The 24341-nt window shown below is 64.1% G+C and carries 25 protein-coding genes; 7 read left to right on the top strand and 18 right to left on the bottom strand.

All coding sequences use genetic code 11. The features are described from left to right. Window positions 1-51: 51 nt before the first annotated feature. Window positions 52-969 carry a lipid kinase YegS gene (gene yegS, locus H3221_RS15315; protein ID WP_196474452.1) on the bottom strand — a complete coding sequence of 306 codons (918 nt, stop codon included), beginning with the start codon at window positions 967-969 and terminating at the stop codon, window positions 52-54. 176 nt (window positions 970-1145) lie between these two features. Here yegS and H3221_RS15310 point away from each other — a divergent pair, with 176 nt between their 5' ends. After that, window positions 1146-1844, top strand: coding sequence for a pirin family protein (locus H3221_RS15310; protein WP_196474451.1), 699 nt, complete (start codon window positions 1146-1148; stop codon window positions 1842-1844). Window positions 1845-1963: 119 nt separating this feature from the next. Here H3221_RS15310 and H3221_RS15305 read toward each other — a convergent pair whose 3' ends face one another. The 3 genes from H3221_RS15305 to H3221_RS15295 form a co-directional block, all read right to left on the bottom strand. Next, window positions 1964-3523 carry an FGGY-family carbohydrate kinase gene (locus H3221_RS15305; RefSeq protein ID WP_196474450.1) on the bottom strand — a complete coding sequence of 520 codons (1560 nt, stop codon included), beginning with the start codon at window positions 3521-3523 and terminating at the stop codon, window positions 1964-1966. 173 nt (window positions 3524-3696) lie between these two features. Beyond that, window positions 3697-5268, bottom strand: coding sequence for a glycerol-3-phosphate dehydrogenase/oxidase (locus H3221_RS15300; RefSeq protein WP_196474449.1), 1572 nt, complete (start codon window positions 5266-5268; stop codon window positions 3697-3699). A 2-nt stretch (window positions 5269-5270) separates the two neighbouring features. Then, complete coding sequence (locus H3221_RS15295) at window positions 5271-6866, bottom strand: FAD-binding oxidoreductase (RefSeq protein ID WP_196474448.1); 1596 nt, start codon at window positions 6864-6866, stop codon at window positions 5271-5273. A 126-nt stretch (window positions 6867-6992) separates the two neighbouring features. On the opposite strand from H3221_RS15295, the gene gliR reads away from it, so the two are divergent. Further along, on the top strand, window positions 6993-8027 hold the full coding sequence (gene gliR, locus H3221_RS15290) for an AraC family transcriptional regulator GliR (protein WP_196474447.1): 1035 nt from the start codon (window positions 6993-6995) through the stop codon (window positions 8025-8027). Here the strand turns inward: gliR and H3221_RS15285 are convergent. The 7 genes from H3221_RS15285 to H3221_RS15255 form a co-directional block, all read right to left on the bottom strand. After that, complete coding sequence (locus H3221_RS15285) at window positions 8024-8632, bottom strand: HvfX family Cu-binding RiPP maturation protein (protein ID WP_196474446.1); 609 nt, start codon at window positions 8630-8632, stop codon at window positions 8024-8026. The two genes, gliR and H3221_RS15285, sit on opposite strands and share 4 nt — an antisense overlap. Beyond that, a complete protein-coding gene (locus tag H3221_RS15280; protein ID WP_196474445.1) occupies window positions 8629-9348 on the bottom strand; it encodes an HvfC family RiPP maturation protein in 720 nt (239 codons plus the stop codon). The genes H3221_RS15285 and H3221_RS15280 overlap by 4 nt, the downstream gene beginning before the upstream one ends. Further along, complete coding sequence (locus tag H3221_RS15275) at window positions 9345-10187, bottom strand: HvfB family MNIO-type RiPP peptide maturase (protein ID WP_196474444.1); 843 nt, start codon at window positions 10185-10187, stop codon at window positions 9345-9347. Before H3221_RS15275 ends, H3221_RS15280 begins: the two co-directional genes overlap by 4 nt. A gap of 21 nt (window positions 10188-10208) precedes the next feature. Next, complete coding sequence (locus tag H3221_RS15270) at window positions 10209-10502, bottom strand: HvfA family oxazolone/thioamide-modified RiPP metallophore (RefSeq protein WP_196474443.1); 294 nt, start codon at window positions 10500-10502, stop codon at window positions 10209-10211. 315 nt (window positions 10503-10817) lie between these two features. After that, the gene (locus H3221_RS15265; protein WP_196474442.1) at window positions 10818-11051 is read right to left on the bottom strand and encodes an anti-sigma factor family protein; all 234 of its coding nucleotides are present in this window, start codon (window positions 11049-11051) and stop codon (window positions 10818-10820) included. Beyond that, entirely contained in the window at window positions 11045-11647 is a 603-nt protein-coding gene (locus H3221_RS15260; RefSeq protein ID WP_196474441.1) for an RNA polymerase sigma factor, read from the bottom strand. The genes H3221_RS15265 and H3221_RS15260 overlap by 7 nt, the downstream gene beginning before the upstream one ends. A gap of 71 nt (window positions 11648-11718) precedes the next feature. Then, window positions 11719-12840, bottom strand: a complete 1122-nt coding sequence (locus H3221_RS15255; protein WP_196474440.1) for a beta-ketoacyl-ACP synthase III — start codon at window positions 12838-12840, stop codon at window positions 11719-11721. 237 nt (window positions 12841-13077) lie between these two features. Between H3221_RS15255 and H3221_RS15250 the strand changes: the two genes are divergently transcribed. Continuing rightward, window positions 13078-14688, top strand: a complete 1611-nt coding sequence (locus H3221_RS15250) for an FMN-binding glutamate synthase family protein (RefSeq protein ID WP_196474439.1) — start codon at window positions 13078-13080, stop codon at window positions 14686-14688. Window positions 14689-14758: 70 nt separating this feature from the next. Then, window positions 14759-15490 (top strand): substrate-binding periplasmic protein, encoded by a 732-nt coding sequence (locus H3221_RS15245; RefSeq protein ID WP_196474438.1) that lies wholly within the window; start codon window positions 14759-14761, stop codon window positions 15488-15490. Window positions 15491-15508: 18 nt separating this feature from the next. On the opposite strand, the gene H3221_RS15240 is transcribed toward H3221_RS15245, so the two are convergent. After that, the gene (locus H3221_RS15240) at window positions 15509-16537 is read right to left on the bottom strand and encodes an AAA family ATPase (protein WP_196474437.1); all 1029 of its coding nucleotides are present in this window, start codon (window positions 16535-16537) and stop codon (window positions 15509-15511) included. A 1-nt stretch (window position 16538) separates the two neighbouring features. Continuing rightward, window positions 16539-17105 (bottom strand): nicotinamide riboside transporter PnuC, encoded by a 567-nt coding sequence (pnuC, locus tag H3221_RS15235; protein ID WP_196474436.1) that lies wholly within the window; start codon window positions 17103-17105, stop codon window positions 16539-16541. 141 nt (window positions 17106-17246) lie between these two features. Here pnuC and H3221_RS15230 point away from each other — a divergent pair, with 141 nt between their 5' ends. After that, window positions 17247-17999, top strand: a complete 753-nt coding sequence (locus H3221_RS15230; protein WP_196474435.1) for a tetratricopeptide repeat protein — start codon at window positions 17247-17249, stop codon at window positions 17997-17999. A 16-nt stretch (window positions 18000-18015) separates the two neighbouring features. Here H3221_RS15230 and H3221_RS15225 read toward each other — a convergent pair whose 3' ends face one another. Beyond that, window positions 18016-19305 (bottom strand): FAD-dependent oxidoreductase, encoded by a 1290-nt coding sequence (locus H3221_RS15225; RefSeq protein ID WP_224490626.1) that lies wholly within the window; start codon window positions 19303-19305, stop codon window positions 18016-18018. Window positions 19306-19382: 77 nt separating this feature from the next. Further along, a complete protein-coding gene (locus tag H3221_RS15220; protein ID WP_196474433.1) occupies window positions 19383-19808 on the bottom strand; it encodes a PQQ-binding-like beta-propeller repeat protein in 426 nt (141 codons plus the stop codon). A gap of 184 nt (window positions 19809-19992) precedes the next feature. Between H3221_RS15220 and H3221_RS15215 the strand changes: the two genes are divergently transcribed. Then, window positions 19993-20259 (top strand): DUF2790 domain-containing protein, encoded by a 267-nt coding sequence (locus H3221_RS15215; protein WP_196474432.1) that lies wholly within the window; start codon window positions 19993-19995, stop codon window positions 20257-20259. 53 nt (window positions 20260-20312) lie between these two features. Here the strand turns inward: H3221_RS15215 and H3221_RS15210 are convergent, their stop codons facing one another. Then, on the bottom strand, window positions 20313-20750 hold the full coding sequence (locus H3221_RS15210; RefSeq protein WP_017677695.1) for an HIT family protein: 438 nt from the start codon (window positions 20748-20750) through the stop codon (window positions 20313-20315). A gap of 175 nt (window positions 20751-20925) precedes the next feature. Between H3221_RS15210 and H3221_RS15205 the strand changes: the two genes are divergently transcribed. Continuing rightward, the gene (locus tag H3221_RS15205; protein ID WP_196474431.1) at window positions 20926-21627 is read left to right on the top strand and encodes a glutathione S-transferase N-terminal domain-containing protein; all 702 of its coding nucleotides are present in this window, start codon (window positions 20926-20928) and stop codon (window positions 21625-21627) included. A gap of 60 nt (window positions 21628-21687) precedes the next feature. On the opposite strand, the gene H3221_RS15200 is transcribed toward H3221_RS15205, so the two are convergent. Then, on the bottom strand, window positions 21688-22998 hold the full coding sequence (locus H3221_RS15200; protein WP_196474430.1) for an NTP/NDP exchange transporter: 1311 nt from the start codon (window positions 22996-22998) through the stop codon (window positions 21688-21690). A 46-nt stretch (window positions 22999-23044) separates the two neighbouring features. Continuing rightward, window positions 23045-24094, bottom strand: a complete 1050-nt coding sequence (locus tag H3221_RS15195) for an SDR family oxidoreductase (protein ID WP_196474429.1) — start codon at window positions 24092-24094, stop codon at window positions 23045-23047. Between the last annotated feature and the right edge of the window lie 247 nt (window positions 24095-24341).

The raw sequence follows: 24341 nt of genomic DNA, 5'->3' as shown, positions 1-24341 counted from the left end.
CGGGTTATCGGCGGACTGCCGGCAGACTGAAGCATTGCTGGCGCGCAGCCATCATGCCTCAGCGCTCTGTACCTGGCCAGCGAGCAGCGAAGAATGCTCAGGTAGATGCAAACGCAGGGCGCCAGGTTCTGCACGAAAGCGCAAACCTTTACTTTCCATCGGCTCGCCGTCGAGATTCAGATCCAACCCCTCCAGCGCTTCCACCTCCAGCCAGGGCAGCCGCGCGCTGACCGCAACGCTCTGCAAGCCAAGTATGCCCCCGGACAATAACGTGCCCAAGGTGCCGACGACATCCAGCGCCGCCGGCACGATGCAGATATCGAGCAGGCCATCGTTGATGCTCGCCTCCGGACAAAGCAGGTGCCCACCACCGGCCTGTCGCCCGTTACCGATGCCCAGGGCCAGGAACTCGCCCTGCCATTCGAAATCCGGCCCATGAAAACGACCGGCGGCCGCACGCACTTCGGAAAACCGACTGAGTCCCGTGAGCAGATAGGCGGCGCCACCCAGGACTTTCTTGAGTTCTTCAGGCGTATTGGCCGTAACGTTGGAGCCGAAACCACCAGTGGCCATGTTCAGGAAGACCCGCTCGCCCGCCATGCCCACATCCACCGCCACCGGCTCGAACTCGAGCAGGGCCAACGCCGCAACAGGCGTCAGCGGAATACCGGCAGCGTGGGCAAAGTCATTGGCCGTGCCCAGCGGCAGCAGTGCCAGGCTCGCTTCGCTCCGCGCCTTGACCAGCGCCTCGACCACATCACGAAGGGTGCCGTCACCACCGCCGGCGATCAACGTTGAATAGCCAGCGGCCAATCCCTCCTCAACCAGCCGCTCGGCGTCGCCACCTTCCCAGGTCAGGCGCACGGCCAGATCCCAACCACGCTCGCGCAGACCGTTCACCGCCGCCCTCACCTCTGCGTTCAACGCTTGCTTGCCATGCAGGATCAACCAGGCCTTACGTTCGCGCATGGCGCGTCCTCCTTGAAAGAATCAGCGAAAGCCTAGTGCCTGGCCTTCATGAAAATTAATCAAATAAATCGATATTAATTCTGTAAAAATTGCGCTTTTAAATCGATTGATCCAAATGGATCATTCGCCATCAACGCGGCACGGGACTTAACTCGTGCATGACTGGAGGATTGACCATGATCGATGTACGTCCGTTCGAACAACTCGGTGGTGCTCACCACGGCTGGCTCAACGCCCGTCACCATTTTTCCTTCGCCGAATACTATGACGCCGAGCGGATGAACTGGGGCCGTCTGCGCGTCTGGAACGACGACGAGATCGCACCGCACTCGGGCTTCCCGCCGCACCCGCATCGCGACATGGAGATCATCACCTACGTTCGCGAAGGCGCCATCAGCCACGAGGACAACCTGGGCAACAAAGGCCGTACCGAGGCCGGCGATGTACAGGTGATGAGCGCCGGTACCGGTATCGCCCACAGCGAGTACAACCTGGAGGACGAAACCACCAAGATCTTCCAGATCTGGATTCAGCCAAACCAGGCCGGCCTGCCGCCCTCCTGGGGCGCCAAGCCTTTCCCCAAAGGTGACCGCTCGGGATCATTCGTCACCCTGGCCAGCGGTTACGAGGAGGATGTCGACGCACTGCGCATCCGTACCGACGCGCGCCTGGTTGCGGCCACGATCAAGGCTGGAGAGAGTGCCGAATACAGCCTGCAACCGGGCCGCAAGGCCTATCTGGTGGGCGCTACCGGTGCTTTCAGTGTCAACGGCGTAGCCGTCAAGGCACGTGATGGCGTGGCCATAGCCGATGAAACGCTGATCCGCATCGAAGCGCAGGAAGACAGCGAGATCGTGCTGGTGGACGTCGCCTGATGCCAAACCAACCGCCCTCCATTCTGGAGGGCGGTCTGTTTCTGTATGAAGTAGCCCGGATGAAATCCGGGAGAGCTTGGATGCGCTGCCCCGGATCATCCGGGCTACGAATGGGTGCCCTAAGCCGGATAACCGGTGATCTTGCGAATGCTCTGGTACAGCGGCTTGAGCTGGCGGTACATGCGCTGATAGACCTGCGTGTACAACTGTTCGTAGATTCGCAGAGCCTCGGGGTTCGGTACAAAGACCTGACCAACACGCGTCATGGCGGCGATTGCAGCCGGATAATCGGCGTGCAACCCCAGCCCAACTGCGCAGTTGATCGCCGCACCCAGGCCGCTGGTTTCATAAAGGTGCGGCCGTTCGGCCGGCAGGCCAAAGATGTCGGCTGTCAGCTGCATCGCCGCATCGCTCTGCGAACCTCCGCCAGACACGCGCAGGCGCTCGATGCGAGTGCCGGAGCGTTTTTCGATACGTTCCTTGCCCTGGCGCAGGGCATAGGCCAATCCCTCCAGAATCGCCCGATAAAAGTGCGCGCGTGTGTGTACGTCACCAAAACCGATGATCGAGCCCTTGGCTTCCAGGCCCGGCTCACGAATGCCCGGCGTCCAGTAAGGTTGCAGCATCAGGCCCATGGAGCCAGGCGGCACGGCGTTGACCAATTCATCGAACAGCGCCTCGGGCGACACACCCAGCGCCTCGGCGCGCTGCATCTCGCGCAGGCCGAACTCGCGCTTGAACCAGCTGACCATCCAGAAACCCCGATAGATCATCACCTCGGTGTTGAAGTGATCCGGCAGCGCTGCCGGATACGGTGGTATCAGCGGGATGGTTTCCAGATAGCGACTGCGCGTGGTGTTGATGGTGGCCGTGGTGCCGTAGGAGAGGCAGGCAGTAGTCGCCTCCAGTGCGCCCGAACCGAGGATCTCGCAGGCCTTGTCGGCTCCGGCGGCGATCAGTGGTAGCCCCACGGGAATACCGGTATGTTGGCTCGCGGCGGCCGTGATATGGCCGAGGCGCTCACCCGGTTTGAACAGCTCGGGCAGTTGCTCACGACGCACCGAAAGCGCCTGCCACTTCCAGTCACCGGGCGCAGCCCAGCGCAGGCGCTTGTAATCGAACGGCAGGTAGGCCACGCAACTGCTGGTCGAATCGACGAAGCGACCACACAGGCGATGGGTGAGAAAGCCCGAGAGCAACAGCACCTTGTGCGCGCGATCGGCGATGTCCGGCTGATGCTGGGCGACCCAGTTGACCTCGGCCTGGCCACGAAAATGATTCACAGCCTCCTCGGCACGCACCAGTTTGAACAGCCAGCCCCACAGGCCCTTGATACGTCCCGCGACCTCGGCACGTCGCTGGTCGAGCCAGAGAATCGCCGGGCGCAACGGCGCGCCCTGCTCATCGACGTGAATGATGCTACCGCGCTGGGTGGTGACGGCGACGCCCCTGATCAGGCTGCGGTCGATATCTACCTGCTGCCACAGCAGGCGACAGGCCTCGCCGAGGCTGGCCCAGTAGTATTCCGGGTCCTGCTCGGCCCAGCCCGGCTGGCTGGAGAAATAAGGGTCGAGCTCCACCTTGCCCTTGGCCAGCAGGTTGCCCTGAGTATCGAACAGCAGCGCGCGCACGCTCTGGGTGCCGTTATCGATGCTCAGCAGGTAGCTTGATTCGCTCAAGGTGTGATCCTTCTTGTCATGCGTTTGGCTATGCGTAGCCCGGATGAAATCCGGGAGCTGCCTGTTGGTTCAGTCCCGGATTTCATCCGGGCTACAGCAAGTCTGGATCGGCGGGTTGCGGGTGCGCATGGCCCAGGCGGTCCCGCGACACCCTACGGGCCGGGTAATCCGGGTCATGGCAGGCTGTAACAGCGCTGCCAAAGCGCCAGGTAATCGCTCTCTTCCTGCTGCCAGCGCGCATCGCTCCAGCCCAGGCGCGGCTGGCAAAGCACGCGGATACGCGGCAGCTCGGCGCGGCCGCCGCCTGCCAGTAGCAGACCCAGGCGCGTGCGGCGTAGCAACAGGTCGTCCAAGTGCAGCACCAGCTCGCCCTCAGCGGCCCATGCCAGTTCGGCCCACAGGGTGTTCGTACCCGCGACGCAATCGCTGCCCATCTCGTCGATAAGACACAGCACCTCGCCCAGCTGGCGGCCATGGCGACCGGCCAGACGACGTTGCTGCGCCGGAGTCAATGCCGGCGTCGGCATCGGCGTACTCGAAGCGAAGACCGCGCCGCCCTGATCGTCCACCGGCTTTCCGACGAAACCCGCGCAGGCGCGCAGCACCTCCAACGCCAGCAGGCGGAAGGTGGTCAGCTTGCCCCCAGCCAGCGTCACGCTGCCTGGCTCGATCCACAGCGCATGCTCGCGCTTTTCATCGGAGGGCTTCAGCGCGCTGCCACCATCGCCCACCACCGGGCGCACGCCGGCCCAGGTCGACAGCACGTCACCGCGCGTCACCTGCGCGGTCGGGAACTGCTGAGCGCAAGCGGCCAGCAGATAGTCGACCTCCTCATTACTGATAGCAGCCTCAGTGTCCAGATCGCCCGCATGATCCAGATCGGTGGTGCCGATCACCGTCGCGCCCTCCCAGGGGAAGACGAAGACCGGCCGGCCATCACTCTCGTGCATGAAGCTGAAGGCATGCGCCACCGGCAACCGCCAGCCCGGCAGCAGCAGGTGGCTGCCGCGCAGCGGACGGATGCGACCCTTGCCGGGCTGGCGCAGACGATCGGCCCAGGCCCCGGTGGCCTGGGCCACGGCGCGGCTGCGCAGGCGGTATCGGTTGCCTGTTTCTACATCTTCGGCGAGCACACCGACTACCTGCCCCGCCTCACGCAGCAACTCGACCACACGCATGCCATTGAGCGCTTCGCCACCTTCGGCACGCGCCTCGCCCAGTACGCGCTGCACCAGGCGAGCATCGTCGGTCACTGCATCGAAGAAGCGCGTGCCACCGAGCAGGCCATCCTCACGAATGCCCGGCGCCACATAACGCAGTTGCTGCAGCGGGTAGAACAGGTGATTGCGCTTGCCGGCCAGGGCGTCGTACAGGCTGAGCAGTCCGCCGAAGACTTTGGGCCCAGGAAAACCACCACGGTAGTGCGGCATGACGAAGCTCAAGGGCTCCACCAGCCCCGGCGCCTCGCCGAGCAGGCGCTGGCGCTCGCGCACCGAGTCGCGGGTCAGCCCCAACTGGCCCTTGGCAACGTAGCGCAGGCCACCGTGCACCATCTTCGACGAGCGGCTGGAGGTACCCCAGGCGAAGTCGCGCTGCTCCAGCAACAGGCAGCGCCAACCACGCCGCGCCGCCTCACGCAGGATACCGGCACCGCAAATGCCGCCGCCGATCACCAGCAGATCCCAGTCACGCGCTGCCAGTTCAGGCAGTGCGCGCGTGCGCCAGGTGGCGTTCCACGGTTCCATGCTCAGTCCTGCAGCAACACGCCAGGCACCAGGCGCTGGTCGGGATCGAAATGCGTGGCCAGGCTGCGCAGCGTGGCCATGCCCAGCTCGCCCTTCTCCGCCGCCAGGTAGGGCGCGTGATCGCGGCCAACGCCATGCTGGTGGCTGATGGTGCCGCGGTTGCCTGCGATCGTGCGGCTGGCCGCCGCCTTGAGCCGATGCCAGCGCGCCATGGCCGCGGCGTAGTCGCTGCCGGGGCGGAACACATAAGTGGTGTAGATGCTCGAGCCTTCGCCATAAACGTGCGACAGGTGGGTGAAGACGTGCACGCGCTCGCCGTCGCCGGCCAGCTCGTCACGCAGGCTGGCCTCGATCTTGTTCAGCAGGTTGTCGACATTCGACCAATCGGTGGCGGTTTCCAGGGTGTCGACCAGGTAACCGCGCTCCCACAGACCATGGCGCAGATAAGGGAAGCGGAAGCGATTTTGCTCCCACTTCTTGCCCAGCAGGGTACCGGTGAATACGCCGCCGAAGCCTTTCAGCAGGCGCCGCGCCTGTTTCAGCGAAGCGGCATTCTGCATGCGGCTGCCAGTGACGCCGAAGGTCAGCATGCACTTGCCGTCGCGTGCGCCCCGCAGGGCCAGGTACTTCTCCAGCAGGGCGATCTGCTGTGGGTGACCGGCCAATGCCAGTTGGGTACGGGTCTCGATGGCGTTGGACAAGCGCAGCATGGACAGCGGAACCCGCGCCTGGGCCAGGCTGCGAATGGCACTCACCGCCTGCTGCCAGTTGGGCAGAAAAACCGCATAGAAGCGCTCCTGCTCGGCCAGGCGGCTGATGCGCACACGCACCTCGGAGATCACCCCGAAGCGCCCTTCCGAGCCCATCACCAGCTCACGCAGGTCGGGCCCGGCGGCCGATGCCGGGAAGGTGGGAATGTCCAGGGTGCCGGCGAAGGTTTCCAGCTTGCCGCCGGCGAACAGTTGCTCGATTCGCCCGTAACGCAGCGACTGCTGGCCGCTGGAACGGCTGGCGACCCAGCCGCCGAGGGTCGACAGCTCCCAGGACTGCGGGAAATGCCCCAGAGTGTAGCCGCGTGCGCGCAGTTGACTCTCCACTTGCGGGCCATTGGCACCGGGGCCGAAAGTAGCGATCAGGCTGTCCTCGTCGATATCCAGCAAGCGCGTCATACGCTCCAGCGACAGGGTCAGCACCGGGCGCTGGCCAGCCTGCGGGTTGATGTGCCCGGCCACCGAGGTGCCACCGCCGTACGGAATCAGGGTGACATCATGCTTCTGCGCCCAGGCCAACAGCTCGCGGATCTGCTCGGTGCTTTCCGGGCAGGCAACGCCGTCGGGAAACAGGCCGAAGTCACCGGAGCGCATCGCCAGCCAGTCCGGCAGGCTCTGGCCACGGGCATGACGCATGCGCACTTCGGCGTCCTGACAGATCAGCGGATGCGGCGCCAGGCGCGACGCCGGCACGCGCGCCAGCACATCCTGCAGGCTGGCATCGGCCAGACGCTGGCCCGGCCCGATCAGCTCAGCGAGAAAGGCCTCGCCGTGGGCCGGCAGCTCCACTTCGGTCGCCTCGTCACCCCACCCGTTCCAGCGTCGCATCGCATCCCCCCATTCCGATCAGCACTTGTGGCTGCCTATACTAGCCAGCCGCCGATTTTCGTCACTGTCGAATCGGGACAGGCGCTATCGCCAATCAAGACAGGCCTCGCAGAACAAGAAGAATCCATGGAAAACCTCGGCTATACCTCGGTTCCCGCCCTGCTCAAATACCTGCGTCAGGCCGAACAGCTCGGCCTGGACATCGACCGCGCCCTGGCCGCTGCCGGCATTGGCCCGCAGGACCTGACCGACAATGGCAAGCGTATGCCCAGCGAGGTGCATGAGCGCCTGCTGGCGCATCTGCTGGAGGTTTCCGGCGACAGGTTGTTCGGCCTGCATGCGGCGCGTTTCGTCCAGCCCGGTTCGTGGAGCGTGCTCGGCTACATCGCCATGAACTGCGCCACCCTCGGCGAAGCCATGAGCCGCATCGTGCCCTACGAGAAACTGGTGGGCGACATGGGCACCAGCCGTATCGAGGCGGCCGAGGATCACGTGCGGCTGATCTGGAGCTGTCGCCATCAGGCACCGGACGTCCGTCGCCACATGGTCGAGAACGTGCTCGCCTCCTGGCTGCTGTACGCCCGCTGGATCGCCGACTCCGAACATTCGCCGCGCGAGGTCTGGTTCGAACACGCACAACCGGCCGCCACCGACCTGGCCGAATACCAGCGACTGTTCGGCTGTCCGGTGCTGTTCGAACAACCCTGCAATGCCTTGCTGGTGCCGCTGGACTACCTCGGTGTGCCGTTGCGCCAGGCCGACGCCAACCTGCTGCGCACACTGGAAGAACATGCACTGACTCTGATGGCCGGGATGGATGACGACGAGCCACTGCCTCGCCGGGTGAAAAACGCCCTGCGCCTGCTGCTCAAGGACGGCCTGCCGCGCAAGGAACGGGTGGCAGAGAAGTTCAACATGACCGTGCGCACCCTGCAGCGCCACCTGCAGCAGGCCGGCACCAGCTACCAGCAGATCCTCGACGAGCTGCGCCAAGAGCTGGCCGAACACTACCTGCTGCGCAGCGAGCTGGCGATACAGGACATCGCCTGCTACCTGGGCTTCACCGAATCACGCTCGTTCCACCGCAGTTTCAAGAGCTGGACCGGGCAGACGCCGGGCGAGTTTCGCGAAAGCCGGCGCCGTGACAATCCGCTGGGCTAGATCGCCGCACGCGGCATCCTGAAACGTCGCGCCAGCCAGTAGTCGAGGCTCAGCCAGCGTCCCGCGCCACTGAAGAACAGTGCCACCAGCATCACCAGGTAGGTGGCGGCGAACTCGATGCCATTGTTCAGCACCACGAACTTGCCACTGCCGGTCAACCAATCGTAATTGCCGTGCTCACGCAGGATGCTCCGCGCCCGTTCGAGCTTCTCCGCCGCAGCCAGCACACGTTCATTGGCAAAGGGTGCCGATGGGTCGGCAATCGCCTGCCAGCCATAGGGCCAGTGCACGGCGAAGATTGCCACCAGCATGGTGACGATCAGTGGAATGCTCACCCAGCGAACGGCCAAGCCGAACAGCAGCAGGATGGCACCACCAGCCTCGGTCAGCGCTGCCGCCCAGGCAAGCAGCTCGGGAAACGGCAGGCCAAGGCCCCAATCCGGGTTGCCGAACCAGGCAGCGGTGGCCTCGATATCCGCAAGCTTCCGCGTGCCGGCCATCCAGAACACCGGCACCAGATACAGGCGCAGCAACAGCGGACCGAGAAAATCCAGACGCCGGCAGGCATCCAGCGCGTCCTGAAGACGATTGAGCAGCGTGATCATGATGGTGACTCCTCGGAATACGCAAACCAGATATCGCGCATCTGCCACTCATCCAGCAGCGCGCGGGCGTTATCGAAATAGCTGCGATCAGCGGCCAGGCCATGCGCCGAAGCCAGCTCCAGCTGCGCCTGCAGGGGGGGCTCGCCAGCCTGCAGCCGCAGCGCCAGCTGATAGGCGAAGGCCGTCAGTTGCATGAAGCGCACCTGATCCTGGCGGTCGCGCCAGACCAGCAGGCAGGTCGGCTCGGCAGGCGGCTGCGTGGGGCAATGATCGACACCGATCATCTGCACCGGCCAGTGGTAGGCCAGCGGCCAGGCCAGTGGCGACCAGCCGCGTTCGGGCAACTGCGCATCGCTGACATCCAGCGCGAGCTCGACCCACTCGTAATGCGCCAGCTCCAGCATGAACGCTGGGTCGTCAGGCTCGGCACGATAGCCCTGCTGCAACCAGGCGATGAACTCCTGGCTGATCTCCAGAAAGTACGGCGTGCTCGCCCGGTGCTCGGCGAAAAAGGTGCGTAGCAGCCGCTGCCAGCGCTCAACCCCGAGGATGCCGCGTAGCACCGGGAAGGCCCCTCCAACCAGGCTGGCGACGTTGTTGAAGAACAGCTCTTCGTAGACCGCCATGCGCTCGGCCGTGATGCCCGGCAGCAAAGACTGCGCCTCAGGCTGACGGATCCGTGCAGCGAAGTCGCGCTGCTGCTCGATACCGCTCATGTGCCATACCTGCTCAGCGGTTGTGCGGCCTGCTGCAGGCTGCGGATATGTGCCAGCTCGGCATACAGCTCGGCCAGTGGCGGGAAGTTGAAGTCACGCTCCAGCAGCGTCGGGCGTACGCCATGCTGCGTATAAGCACTGCTGAGCAGCGTCCACACTGGATCGATCACCGGCGCACCGTGAGTGTCGATCTTCAGGTCTGCCGCCTGGTCGTAATGACCGGCGACATGCAAATAGGCGATGCGCTCACTGGGCATCGCGGCGATGTAAGCCTCGGCATCGAAGCCGAAGTTCAGGCTGTTGACGTAGACGTTGTTGACGTCGAGCAACAGCTGGCAGTCGGCACGCTCCAGCACCGCGCGGACGAAGCCTGCCTCATCCAGCTCGCCGGGCAGGCGAGCGTAGGCCGAGACGTTCTCGATGATCAGCGGCCGCTCCAGCACGTCCTGCACGATGCGCACGCGCTCGGCAATGCGCAGTACCGACGCTTCGGAAAACGGCAGCGGCATCAGGTCATACAGCTGGCCATCGTCGGCACAGGCCGACAGGTGCTCGCTGTAGGCCAGCACACCATGGGCGTCGAGAAAGCCCTTGATGGCGTGCAGCAGCTCCAGGTTCAGCGGCGCGAAACCGCCAAGGTTGAGGGACAGACCATGGCACAACAACGGCCGGCGCTCGCTCAGGGCGCGCAGTTGCTTGCCCAGGCGGCCACCGACGCCGATCCAGTTCTCCGGCGCCACTTCGAGAAAATCAGCGCCGCTGGCGTCATCACCGATCAGCTCGGCGAGCAACCCGCGACGCAGGCCGAGGCCGGCGCCGGTGAGGTTTGCGAGTTGCATGATCCGTCCTCCCCTTTGCCCTTACTCGCTTTTCTCGCCGCCGCATTTGCCTTCGCCGCACTTACCTTCGGCGCCGGCTTTCATCTCGCCACCACACTTGCCCTCGCCGCACTTGCCCTCTGCGTCGCCTTTCATCTCACCGCCGCATTTGCCTTCGCCACAGGAACCTTCCTGCGCCTTCTCGGCAGCAGCCAGGCTGTAGCCGCTGGCCAGTTCCTGAGCGGCGAAGGGGTTGCTGGCGGCATGGGCAGTGAAGGCCATGGAAGTCAGCAGCGCAGCGCCCAGGGTGGCAGTCAGGGTATTGAGTTGTTTCATGGCATCTCTCCATCGGTTTCGAATGCGGGGCCGGATTGGCGCCCTCGCAGCAATTGACGAGGCAGAGATGTGGGCGTTACAGCGGGCGAAAAAGTTTTTCGTAGGCCGGATGAAATCCGGGAGCTTTGCCCGCTACCAGTCGCGGCTACGACTGCATGGATGCAGGAGGTAGAGCGAAGCAGGATGCCAGAGCCGAAAGCCCCTCCCAAAGGTACAGGGACATCCACCGCCACGTGGGAGGCGCTTCAGCGGCGAGGCTTTCAAAAGCAAATGCGGGAAGGGGAAAAGAAAAACCCGGATCGCTCCGGGTTTGCTTCAATCATTGTGACGACGCGCCTGCGCCAGGCGCTCGGCCAGGGCGTCGAGTTCGGGTAACTCCTCATCCGGCATCTGTCGGATCACCGCCTGGGTCAGTTTCATCTGCCGGATGAAACGTCGGCAGTTGCCGCACATGGCCAGGTGCGTGCGCACGGCCAGGCGCTGGCGCAGCGTCATTTGGCCGTCGAGATAATCGCTGGAATGAGCGACCAATTCCTTGCAGGTCAGCATTGGCCTGTCTCCTCGAAATGTTCCAGGGTGGCGAAGACTTTCAGGCGTGCTCGGTGCAGCAGCACACGGGCATTGGAGAGCGAGATGTCGAGAAGATTACAGATCGCCTCCAGTTCCAGGCCCTGTCGCTCGCGCAGCACCAATACGCTGGCCTGCAACTCGGACAGGCTGGCCAATGTGTGCTCCAGGCACTCGCGCAATTCGTCTTCGGTGAGCAGGGCTTCGGGGCTGTCCTGGTGCCAGGCATGCGGCGCCAGCAGCCAGTGACCATCATCGGCGAAACGCTCGTCACCCACCGTGCCGTGCGGCGCGGCCAGGTCATCGAGCAGCACCTCGCGGCGGTTGTGCTTGAGACGAGTCTTGGCGGTATTGGCGGTGATGGTCAGCAACCAGGTCTTGAGGCTGGAGCGCCCCTGAAAGCCGCTGAGGCTGCGCACCACGGCGAGCCAGGCATCCTGCACCACCTCATCGGCGTTGCGGCTGCCGACGATGGCATAAGCCACCGCGCGCATCGCCCCCTGATAGCGAGCGACCAGCTCGCGGTAGGCCTTCTGCTCACCGGCGAGCAGACGATCCAACAGATCGGTATCGGACATGGAACTCCCGTAGGTAGCACGTATGCACGAGGCCGAACGCCCCGTGCACTTCAGGCATTCCTACAGAGAGTTCAGCGCTTGCGCAAAATTACACTGCCGATCGAATAACCGGCACCGAAGGAGCTTAGAACACCCAGGCTACCAGCAGGCAGATCGTCCTGATTCTTGTGCAAGGCAATCACCGAGCCGGCCGAACTGGTGTTGGCATAGGTGTCGAGAATCACCGGTGCCTCATGCGGTTCGGCGTCGCGACCGAGCAGCTTGCGCGCGATCAGCAGGTTCATGTTGAGGTTGGCCTGGTGCAGCCAGAAGCGCTTGACGTCGCTGACGTTGAGCTGGTTTTCCGCCAGGTGCGCGGCAATCAGCTCGGCGACCATCGGACAGACGTCCTTGAACACCTTGCGGCCTTCCTGCACGAACAGTTTGTCGCGCGCGCCCACGCCCTCTTCCGCGGCGCGATTGAGGAAACCGAAGTTGTTGCGGATGTTGTTGGAGAACTGGGTCAACAGCTTGGTGCCGACCACATCGAACTGGTGCCTGGAGGCCGCCAGGTCGGCACGCTCGATGATCACCGCAGTGGCGGCGTCGCCGAAGATGAAGTGGCTGTCGCGGTCACGGAAGTTGAGGTGGCCGGTGCAGATTTCCGGGTTGACCATGAGGATGGCGCGGGCCTGGCCGGTCTGGATGGCAGTGGTGGCAGCCTGGATGCCGAAGGTGGCCGAGGAGCAGGCCACGTTCATGTCGTAGCCCCAGCCCTGGATGCCCAGGGCTGCCTGTACTTCGATGGCCACCGCCGGGTAGGCACGCTGCAAATTCGAGCAAGCGACTATCACCCCGTCGATGTCTGCAACGGTCTTGCCGGCACGCTGCAGCGCCTCCTTGGCGGCGCCCACGGCCATTTCGCAGAGAATGCCCCAGTCGTCGTTGGAGCGCTCGGGAATGCTCGGCACCATGCGCTGCGGGTCGAGAATGCCTTTCTTGTCGATGACGAAGCGGCTCTTGATGCCCGACGCCTTCTCGATGAAGCCGCTGCTGGACTCGCTCAGCGCCTCCACCTCACCGCGGGCGATGGCCTCGGCGTTGTCGGCGTTGAACTGCTGCACATAAGCATTGAAGGATGCCACCAGCTCGTCGTTGGAAATGCTGTTGGCCGGGGTATAGAGGCCGGTACCACTGATGACGACGTTATGCACGCTCATTCCTCTTCTCGGCCGCTGGCGGCCTCAGGCAGTAGGCCGGCGACAATGGCGCAGGCCGAAAATCGGGAGACTTGGGCCAAGCTCTTGCGACGCTTGGCTCCGGGCCACTGAGTGTGCCACAGGGCGAGGGGGTTCGTCCTCAGCCCTTGAGAGTGTCTAAGTGGACAGAACATGACCCAATATAGCCGTTTGGTCTAAAGTCTTATCTCGATCCGCGCACCTGGAGCTTGCATGAACCTCTCCCTGCTCAGCCGCTACGCATTCTTCGCCTTCTGCGTGCTGTTCACCCTGGCCAGCCTGCCTTTCCTTGGCCATGAATGGATGTGGCCCTTCACCCTGCTCAGCGCCTTACTCAGCCTGATCGGGATCGGCGATCTCCTACAGACGCGCCATGCGGTACGGCGCAACTACCCAATCCTGGGCAATATCCGCTACCTGGTCGAAGGCATCCGCCCGGAGATTCGCCAGTACCTGCTCGAAGGCGACGCCGAGCAACTGCCCTTTTCCCGCGCCCAGCGCTCGCTGGTGTACTCCCGCGCCAAGAACGAAGGCGCCGACAAGCCTTTCGGCACGCTGAGCGATGTGTACCAGAACGGCTTCGAGTTCATCAGCCACTCGATGCGCCCGGCGCCGCTGACCGACCCGTGCAGCTTTCGTGTGGAGATCGGCGGGCCGCAGTGCAGCCAACCGTACTCGGCCTCCTTGTTCAATATCTCGGCGATGAGCTTCGGTTCACTCAGCGCCAACGCCATTCGCGCGCTCAACGAAGGGGCAAAACTGGGCGAGTTCTACCACGATACCGGCGAAGGCAGCATCAGCCCCTACCACCGCGAACACGGCGGCGATCTGGTCTGGGAGCTGGGCAGCGGCTACTTCGGTTGCCGTGCTTCCGACGGGCGCTTCGACCCAGAGCGTTTCGCCGCTCAGGCCAGCAGCGCGCAGGTGAAGATGATCGAGATCAAGCTCAGCCAGGGCGCCAAGCCGGGGCACGGTGGCATCCTGCCCAAACACAAGGTCACCGAGGAAATCGCCAGCACCCGTGGCGTACCGATGGGTGAAGACTGCATCTCGCCGTCGCGTCACAGCGCCTTCTCCACCCCCATCGAGCTGCTGCAATTCATCGCTCAGCTGCGCGAGCTTTCGGGCGGTAAACCGGTCGGTTTCAAGTTCTGCCTGGGCCATCCCTGGGAGTTCATGGGCATCGTCAAGGCCATGCTGGAGACGGGCATCCTGCCGGACTTCATCGTCGTCGACGGCAAGGAAGGCGGCACCGGTGCAGCGCCGCTGGAGTTCACCGATCACCTGGGCGTGCCGCTACGCGAAGGGCTGCTGTTCGTGCACAACACCCTGGTCGGCAGCAACCTGCGCGACAAGATCAAGCTTGGCGCCAGCGGCAAGATCGTCAGCGCCTTCGATATCGCCCGTGTGCTGGCCATCGGCGCCGACTGGGCCAACTCGGCGCGCGGCTTCATGTTCGCTATTGGTTGCATCCAGTCGCAGTCCTGCCACACCAACAAGTGCCCGACCGGCGTGGCCACCCAGGACCCGCTGCGCCAGCGCGCCCTGGTCGTCGAGGACAAGGCCCAGCGCGTCTTCAACTTCCACCGCAACACACTCAAGGCACTGGCCGAGATGCTCGCCGCCGCAGGCCTCGACCACCCGGCGCAGATCGATGCCAAGCACCTGGTGCAGCGCATGTCGGCTACCGAGATCAAGCTGTTCGCCCAACAGCACGTGTTTCTCGCGCCGGGCGAGTTGCTCAGTGGCCAGATCGCAGGGGAGTTCTACGAGCGCATGTGGCGCATGGCGCGCGCCGACAGCTTCGAACCGGCGCCGGCTTGAGCGGCCGTCGTCTGGTCTGTTACGGCCAAGCTCGGCGCGGCACCGCTTAACGTCTTGAACCGGTAACCGCATGCGCCTTTCACTTTCCGCCCTGCTGCTTCTGCTCTGCCTCGCAGCCTCGGCCCAGGAGCAGCGCCCGCTCCGGTTCTCGGTGTCCGAGAGCTGGGCCATGCCGATGATCCAGATCGTCGATGGCAGGGCCACGGGCGGGATTCTCTACGACCTGCAAATACGCCTGGCACAGAAGGTCGGCCGCCGTGCAGAGATGCTGGTGCTACCGCGCCTGCGCGTTCAACGTTTGCTGGTCAGCGGCGGGATCGACGTGCGCTGCTACGTCAATCCAGACTGGCTCGTTGAATCCCATCATCAGTACATCTGGAGCCTGCCCTTCATGGTGCAGCGCGACCTGATCGTCGCTCGCCACGCCGAGCCGGACTTCAAGCTGGAGCAGTTGCGGGATGAGCGCCTGGGTACGGTGCTGGGCTTCAGCTATCCAAACCTGGAGCCGCTGCTGGCCAATGGTGCAATACACCGCGAAGACGCCCGCACCCAGGAACTGGCCCTGGAGAAACTCGAGGCCGGCCGCTACCGCTATGCCATCAGCAATCACCTGGCGTTGGCCTGGTTCAATCGCGACCTGCCGCCTAACCAACGCCTGCATGCGCTCGGTGAAATCAGCGCCGACCTGATCGCCTGCATCGTCCGCGACGAGCCGGATGTACCGACCCAGGCGCTGCTGCGTGCCCTGGTGCAGATGAGACAGGATGGCGAGTTCGACGCCATTCTCGAACGCTATCGCTGAAGCGCACGGCGAGCGTGGCTAGCCGCTCAGATGCCGCAACACCTGCTCGACTCGCTGCAACAACGAACCGCTCAAACAGGTGAACGCCCAGCCACGCCGATCCAGCTCCTGCTCGTACCACCGATTTTGTCGGCGGCGAAAGGCCTCGCCCTGGCGCGTGCCGTCCTGCACGAAGGGGAAGTCATCGGCGCACAGAAACAGGTGCTGATAACGACGCTCGGCCAACTGTTCCAGCTCGGCCTCGGCACGACCGAACAATTCACGGCAGTAGAACAGCGTGGTCAACGGCGTGGTGTCGCACACCAGGTAGCGCTGGCATTGCCCGGCCAGCGCCTGCTCACGGGCGACCTGGGTGCGGCCGATGCGCAGCAGATCGTCATAGGCGAGTACACCGCCCTGCTCTTCCCACAACTCACGGCCGTACTCGGCGGCGTGACGCGTACCCAGGGCTTCGGCCAGCGCCTGGGCGAGGCTGCTCTTGCCGCTGGACTCGCCACCGAGCAAGGCGATGCGCTCGACGAAATCGCCGTAGACCTGCGCCGCCAGGTAGTGGCGCAAGCCATGAATATCGGCGCGCAGACGCGTACCCGAAACCGGTACCTGAATGCGCGCACGATCGATCTCGACATGCTGAACTGGACGGCCGAAACACCGGGTCAGGTGCGCGGCAAAACCATCGCCATAAGCCTCGCTGGTAAATACCGCGTCAACCGGGTGACCGAGCACGGCCAGACAGAAATCGGCAACGAACTGGCGCTGCGCGGCATCGGCTGCGGATTCGTGGGGAAGGTCCGGCAGCAACAGGCCACGTGCGCGCTGCCGGGCAACCCACTCGGGCGTCACCACCCAGCTACGCAGTTCGGGAAAACGCACCTGCAACCAGTTCGCCCGCCGTTCAGGCTCGTAGCCGGCAAGCTCCGGGCATACCCAACTGAGCAACACCAACTGCTCGCACTGCTCTTGCGCCTGACGGATCAACCACTCATGCCCGAGGTGTAAAGGCGCGAACTTGCCGACCACCAGCCCAATGGAAAATCGCTTGCTCATCTCAGACCGTCTGCGCGTTCAGTTCACGGCGCCAGCAATACAGGCCGTACCAGGCGTTGCACCAGAACAGCAGGTAGATGAACGCCGTCAGATACAACTCGCGCGACGCGAACAGCGGCACCGCGAGGGTGTTCACCAGCAGCCAGCCGTACCAGGTTTCCAGCTTGCGACGCATCAGCAGCAATTGCGCCAACACGCTCAACGTCAGCACCAGCGAATCGATGAAGGGCGCGTAGGCATCGGTGAAATGATGTAGTAAGGCGCCGTATGCGCCGGCCACGGCCACCGCGAGCAGCAGCGCCAGGCCAAGCCCGGCTCCGCGCGAACGACTGATCGGCAGCGCCTCGCCCTGGCGACCGTGCAACCAGTTCCACCAACCCAGCAGACTGGTGGCGATGAAGAACGCCTGCAAGGTGACATCGGCATACAGCTGTACGCTGAAGAACAGCCAACCGAACAGCACACAACCGGCCAGGCCAACGGCCCAGGTGTGCACCGAGTTGCGCGCCGCCAGCACGACCGAGATCAGATAGAAGAAGTTGGCGAAAATCTCCAGCGACGACGGCATGCACGCATCCTTATGAACATGGAATCAGCCGCGCAGCCTAGCACGTGACGTGGGCCACAGCCGTGCATGCGTCACCTGACAACAGGACCGATCCATGCTCTGATAAGCCTCCCCTCGCACTCCAAAGGACTGGATCGCCCCATGCCTCTGCTCGCCCTGCTGGTCATCGCCTGCCAAGTCACCTGCGGCCTTCACGTGGTTCGCAGTGGCCAGGAACGCTACTGGCTGTACCTGATCATTGCCCTGCCCGGGCTTGGTTGCCTGATCTACTTCCTCGGCATCATGCTGCCGGACCTGCTCGGCAGCCGACGCGGCCGGCAAACGCTCAACCGCCTGCACGACAGCATCGACCCGCAGCGCCATCTGCGCGCCCTGCGCGATGAACTGGATATTCGCGACACCCGCGATACCCGCGTCAACCTGGCCGATGAACTGCTGCGCATGGGCCAGGCCGAGGAAGCAGCCCAGCACTATCAGGCGGCTCTGCGCGGCATCCACAGCGATGCTCCGGACATTCTCCTCGGCCTGGCCAAGGCACGTTTCGCACTGGCTGATTTCGCCGGCTGCCAGGCGAGCCTCGATCAACTGATTAGCCACAATCCCGACTTCCGCTCCAGCGACGGCCACCTGCTGTATGCCCGCGCGCTGGAAGGCCAGGGCAACGACCTCAAGGCCGAAGAGGAATACCGCGCCCTCGGCAGCTACAGCGCCAGCCCGGAAGCCAACTACCGCCATGCCCTGCTGTTGCGCCGACTGGGGCGCCAGCGCGAGGCCATCGAACTGCTGCAGCAGATCCAGACGCACGCCCGCCGCTCCGCCCGGCACTACCGCACCTTGCACAAGGAGTGGCTGGATCTGAGTCAGAAGGCGTTGCTCGAACTGCAGCGCGACTGAACGGCCGGCTGCCAGGCTACTCCCAGGCCTCGCGCTCACCCTTCCAGGCATGCAACTCGCGCTTCTGCGCCCCGGACCACAGCCAGCCGCCACGTGCACCAACCAGGGTGCTGACCGCATGCTGGCGGCCGAAGCGGTTGTGCCGGGCGAGCATCAGAGCGATATCGCGCAGCACGGCCAGGGTGTTGCTGTTGGACTGGAACAGCGGCGTCAGCAGGCGGCTGGCCTGGCGGTAGTAACGCAGATGATCACGGCGCGCATCGCCGTAGCCGGTGAAGATGGCGTTCCAGTCGAGCGCGTGCTGGTGCTGGTCACCGGCATTGCCGAGCGCATCGGCCAGTGCAGCGGCATCGACCAGCGCCATGTTGGCGCCTTGTCCCAATTGCGGGCTCATGGCGTGGGCACAATCACCGATGGCCAGGACGCGGCCATCGTTCCAGCGTTGCATACGCACGTCCGCATAGGCCGCCAGGGTCAGTTGCGCGGGATCATCGATCTGCTGCAGATAGGCCTCCGCAGCCTCGCCGGCGAGGCTGCGCACACGGTTTTTCCAGGCCCCCAGCCCACTGCTGCGCCAGCTCTCATGCTCGTTCAGTGGCAGGCTCCAGAACAGGCTGGTCAGCGAATTCTCACGTGCCTGATGGGTACAGCCGGTCGGCATCAGCCCGAACATCTCTCGGCAGCCGCGATACCACTGGCGCAACTCGCCAGACTCGGTCGCAGGCGAAGTCGGCAACATGCTCCACAGGGCGCCCCAGGGATAAGGCCGCGACCACTGCCGTATCTGCATCTGCGCGCGCAGGGTCGAACGCGTGCCATCGGCCAGGATCAGTGCGGCGAAGTCTCCCAGGGGTTGCTCGTCGCCCGCTTCGCTCTGACGCAGCAAGCGCACATGGCCGCTCGCCTGCTCGAAGCGGCTGACCGTAACGCCGGTTTCCACCTGCACGCCCGCACACTGCGCAGCATTGAGCAATGCCGTCATCAACACGCCGCGATGAATGCCAAGGCCGAAGCTGCCTGGCTGCCAGTCGTGATAACGCGTATCGAGGATCACCCGCCCCTGGCAGCTGGTGCCATACAGGCGGCTGACTGGCGCACCCAGCGCGGTGCACTCGGCCAGTAGACCCAGACGCTGCAGAACAGCCAGACCGGAAGGCTGCAAGAGGATGCCGGCGCCCACCGGCTGCAGGCGTTCGACCCGCTCCAACAGGCGCACTGCGTAGCCCTGACGGGCAAGGAATATGGCGCTGGCCAGGCCAGCGGTGCCCGCCCCTACGATGGCTATCGGCAATCCATTCACATTCATGCTCCCTGTTTTGATGCAGGGAATATTAACCGCCTGGCGTCACGCTAGATATGAACACTCGCACAGCGGCAAAGCGATCAGGGCTTGTCCGGACGGATATCGAAGCCGCCCTTGTTCTGGCTGACGATGCGCAGGTGCTGGGTTTCCCCGGTTTTCACCGGCACCGCCACCTCACGCAGCAAACGGCCCATGCCGCACAGGGTGTCGTCCATGCGATCCGGCGTGATGCCGACCACGCGCGTGCCTGGCGGCACCTGGAAGGTCGCGACTTCGCCGACGCCGATGCGGGCTGCGACCTTGCGATCCACCTCGATGGCCACGAAGCAGCCCCCTCCCATCATCCCGAAGTCGCGATTGACCACGATCTGCGCACTGTTCGCCTGCGCCTCCTGAAACGCCAGCAGGCGATCTTCCGGCACAGGTTCTACATGCTCGGGGTCGCCCCGAAACGACGAACAACCGGCCAACAGCAACAGAGGTAGAGCGATGAAGATCGAGCGCATGAAGCCCTCCATGGGCAGGTGAATGCCGCCTGAGTATTGGGCTTGGCGAGCCTGCGGGCAAGATATCGATGGCAGCGATTTTTGCTAGCACAAGCATCGATTTCTGCAATGAAGGGCGCGGTGTTTTCATTGCTCCCGAACCCAGCGCCACCTGAGTCGGCGCAACTGATCGGAGATTACCCGGATGAAATTCGCAGCCCTCAACGCCACCCTCCTCGCCGCTTTCGCCCCCATGGCCTTCGCCAGCGAGAAAGCACCTACCAGCACCAAAGTGGATGTGCAGGAATACCACTACGGCATGCAACTGGACATCGAACAGGTTCTGCAGCGCACCGACAACAGCCGCAAGAGCGGTATAGTGCCCAGCGTCCTGGTGTACCGCGACAGCCAGGGCGAAGTGCACGCCGTGCGTTTCGTAGAGTGGGGCGGGCTGAGCAACCAGAACGGCTAACCCACAGGTTGCCTGATGCCCCGGCCGAGTCACTCGTCCGGGGCAATACCGCTTCAGCCCTGCAGGCGTTTTACCAGACGTGCCTGCAGCGCTTCCAGCTCGGCCGGGTCGGCCTTGGTGGCCGCATGAATACCCAGCCCCTCGCCCTCGAAGCGCGGGATTACGTGCATGTGGATATGGAACACCGTCTGCCCGGCAGGCGCACCATTGAACTGCGCGACCTGCACACCAGCCGGTTGCAGTTCGTCGACAACCGCCTGGGTGACCTTCTTCACCACGGCCATGACCTTGGCCAGGCTGGCGTCGTCGATTTCCAGGATATTGCGCGCGGCGGCGCGCTTGGGGATCACCAGGCTGTGGCCCCTGGACTGCGGAAACAGATCGAGGAAGGCCAGTACATCGTCGTCCTCGTAGAGTTTGTAGCAGGGCAAGTCGCCACGAATGATCAGGGCGAAGATGTTCTGGGAGTCGTAAGTACCGTGCAGGCTCATGCCGATGGGTTCCGTGCCGGGTGGATGAAAAACCCACCATACCGCCTCGCTCGCGTGCAGGGAACCAGGCAGGATTGCTCGAGTCGATGACTACTAGCAGCTGGATCGATTTCCTTCGCTCTGACCACTCGTGTTCTGATCGCCTCTTCTTCGGCCCATTCGACATGGAACCCACATGACCGACCTCAGCCCCTTCCACATCACCCGTAAATGGCCCGCCCAGCATCCCGAGCGCCTGCAGCTGTATTCGCTGCCCACGCCCAACGGGGTCAAGGCCTCGATCATGCTGGAAGAAATCGGCCTGCCCTACGAACCGCACCTGGTCGACTTTGGCAGCAACGACCAGCTCAGCCCCGAGTTTCTCTCGCTGGCGCCGAACAACAAGATTCCCGCCATCCTCGACCCCGACGGCCCCAATGGCCATCCGCTGGCGCTGTTCGAGTCCGGGGCGATTCTGATCTATCTGGCGGAGAAGACCGGCAAGCTGCTGCCACAGGACGCCGCTGCCCGCTACGAGACGATTCAATGGCTGATGTGGCAGATGGGCGGCCTGGGCCCGATGTTCGGCCAGCTCGGCTTCTTCCATAAATTCGCGGGTGCCGAGTACGAGGACAAACGCCCGCGCGACCGCTACGTGGCAGAATCCGCACGCCTGCTCGGCGTTCTCGATCAGCGCCTGCAAGGCCGCGACTGGATCATGGGCGAGTACAGCATTGCCGATATCGCCGTGCTGCCCTGGGTACGCTGCCTGGTGGACTTCTACAAGGCCGGCGATCTGGTGCAGTTCGAACGCTTCACCAACGTGCGCCGCGTACTCGATGCCTTCCTCGCCCGCCCGGCCGTTCAGCGCGGCCTGAACATTCCCGCGCGCGGCTGATGATATTGCGGGAGTCGGCAGCCGACTCCCGTATCGCTGCAACGGCAGCGTTGCGCTGAGCTAGCGGGTCGTCGCCAACTGCTGCTCGACACTGCGCTGATCGGCCTGCCCACCCAGGTACCAGCCGAGCAATCCCCACAGCGCCGCACAGGCAGCGCCCACCAACGCTACCAGCCAGGCGCCCTGAGCCAGCATGTCGAGCAGGCTCTTGAGCCAGCCACTCATGGCATCGCCCGCGCGATAGACCACAGTGTCGATGAAGTTCTTCGCCTTGTACTTGCTCTCGGCATCCAGCGGCGCGAAGAGCATTTCCCGCCCTGGCCGCACGAAGGCGTATTCACCGATACGGCGCACGATCATCAGCGCCGCCAGCATGGCGAAGGTCGGCATCAATGCCAGGCCGATAAAGCCAACGCACACCAGCAGCGGCACGCAGGCCAGCAACACCCGCACCCCCATGCGCCTGGCGATACGCCCGGTGATGAACAGCTGGGCAAGCAACGCACCAGCCTGCACCACGAAATCGATGGCCCCGAACACCCGCACCTGATCGGCACGCTGCGGGAACAACTCGGCCACCAGGCGGGCCTGTTCGAAGTAGAGAAAGGTACTGGCCGTGGCGAGCAGGATGACGAAACCGGCGATGCCAAACAGGTAGGGCGAAGACAGCACGCGCATCAGGCCACTGAACGGGTTACCCGGCACCGGTAGCCGCGGGCTTTCCGCGCGCACGGCACCGGCCCGCCCCGCACCGCCCTGCTCGCGCCAGCGCATCAGCACCTGCTTGAGCGACAGCGCCACGGCCAGCAGCACAGCGGCCAGCAGGATCAACCCACTCTGCCCCAGCGTGCTCACCAACAAGGCACTCAGCGCCGGACCGACCAGACCGCCAACGCTGGCACCAGCGGCGATGAAGGCGAACAGTCGCTTGGCCTGTTCGCTGTCGAACACGTCAGCCATCAGGCTCCAGGCCACCGATACGACGAACAGGTTGTAGACCGAAATCCACACGTAGAAGCTGCGCGCCAGCCACACGCTCTCCTCAGCACTGAAGAACAACAGGGCGAACAACGCCAGATTCAGGGTGAAGAAACCATACACCCAGTCGATGAAGTGAATCCGCGGCACCCGCGAACTCAGCCAGGCGAACAACGGCACCGCGATCAGCATCACCACGAAGGTGGCGGTGAACAGCCATTGCAGGTTCTCCACCCCCGAGACGATGCCCATCGCCTCGCGGATCGGCCGCAGCATGAAGTAGCCCGAGAACAGGCAGAAAAACAGGGTGAAACCGGCCAGCGCCGGCCACAGCTCGTTGCGCTGCGCGTTGATGGCCACGGCCACACGCTGCGCCATCGTTGACGATGACATGCGAAATTCCTCGAAAGGGCGCGCCTGTGCAGCGCGCCGGCATGACTCAGCCGTACCTGACGCCCGTCAGACGCTCGGCCACCGACCACAGGCGGGCCGCATCATCGGCGTCCGCCGCAGCCTCCGGCACCTTGGCCAGGCCTAATGGACCGCGTTTTTCCTCTGCGCCGGTCGGCCCGTAGTAGCGACCGCCCTCGGCCTCGGCAGCCGTCGCCGCGAACAGCGACGACAGCGCGCCTTGCGCCGCCGAGTGATAGACATCGCGGTCCTTGGCCCACTGCTGAGCGAACTCGCTTTCAAGCCCTGGCCCGCGCTCGACCAGTTCGGTCACGGCCACACCCGGGTGCGCGGCGACGCTGCGAATACCCCAGTCATTGGCCAGGCTGCGCCGCTGCAGCTCGAAGGCCATCATCAGGCAGGCCAGCTTCGACTGGGCGTAGGCGGCGTAAGGGTTGTAGTCGCGCTCGGACTGCAAGTCATCGAAATTGATACGGCCACGATTCACGGCAATGCTCGCCAGCGTCACCACGCGTGGGTCGGACGACTTGCGCAGCGACGGCAGGAGCAAGCCCGTGAGTGCGAAATGGCCAAGGAAGTTGGTCGCCAGTTGCATCTCGAAGCCATCGCGGGATACGCCGCGCTGAGGCGGCGCCATGATCGCGGCGTTGTTGATCAGCACGTCCAGCACCTCGCCCTCGGCATTCAGACGCTGGGCCAGGCTGCGTACAGAAGCCAGGTCGGCCAGATCCAACTGCTCGAAACGCACGCGTGCATCCGGCACCTGGGCACGAATACGCGCGATGCTTTCGGCGCCGCGCTGTCCATTGCGCGCGGCGATGATCACCTGCGCGCCGGCCCCGCTCAGGGCCAGGGCGTCCTCGAAGCCCATGCCGCTGGTGCCGCCAGTGACCAGCATGCGCTTGCCAGTCAGCGCCGGCATGTCGCTTGCCTGCCATCCCGGTGCCACGTTGGCCCAGGCCATTGTCGGTGCGCCGCCCAACACCCCATGCAAGGCCAGGCTGCCGCCTACCATGCCGAACAGTTTCAGGGCGTCACGACGGGTATGACCTCGCCCCACAGCATGCTTCTTGTCCATCGACTGATTCCTCGTGTCCGTTGACTCGATGCGCCAGAGCAGGCGCAGTTACAGGACATAGGGTGCGGGCAGACGGCGCGTACGATAAGCCGTCCAAAGCCGAACAGCGCATACGGTCAGGCGAACAGTTACCCGATGTTTCGCGGGCGCGAAGCGTAGCCTGGATGCAATCCAGGGCCGTTCGTACGCATTCCCGGATTTCATCCGGGCTACATCCCTGCGGACGCTCCTCAGGATTGGCAAAGCG

Source organism: Pseudomonas chaetocerotis (assembly GCF_015712105.2).
In the GTDB taxonomy this organism is placed as follows: Bacteria; Pseudomonadota; Gammaproteobacteria; order Pseudomonadales; family Pseudomonadaceae; genus Aquipseudomonas; species Aquipseudomonas chaetocerotis.
The sequence above is the reverse complement of the archived record's forward strand: the minus strand, read 5'-3'. Positions and strand labels throughout refer to the sequence as shown.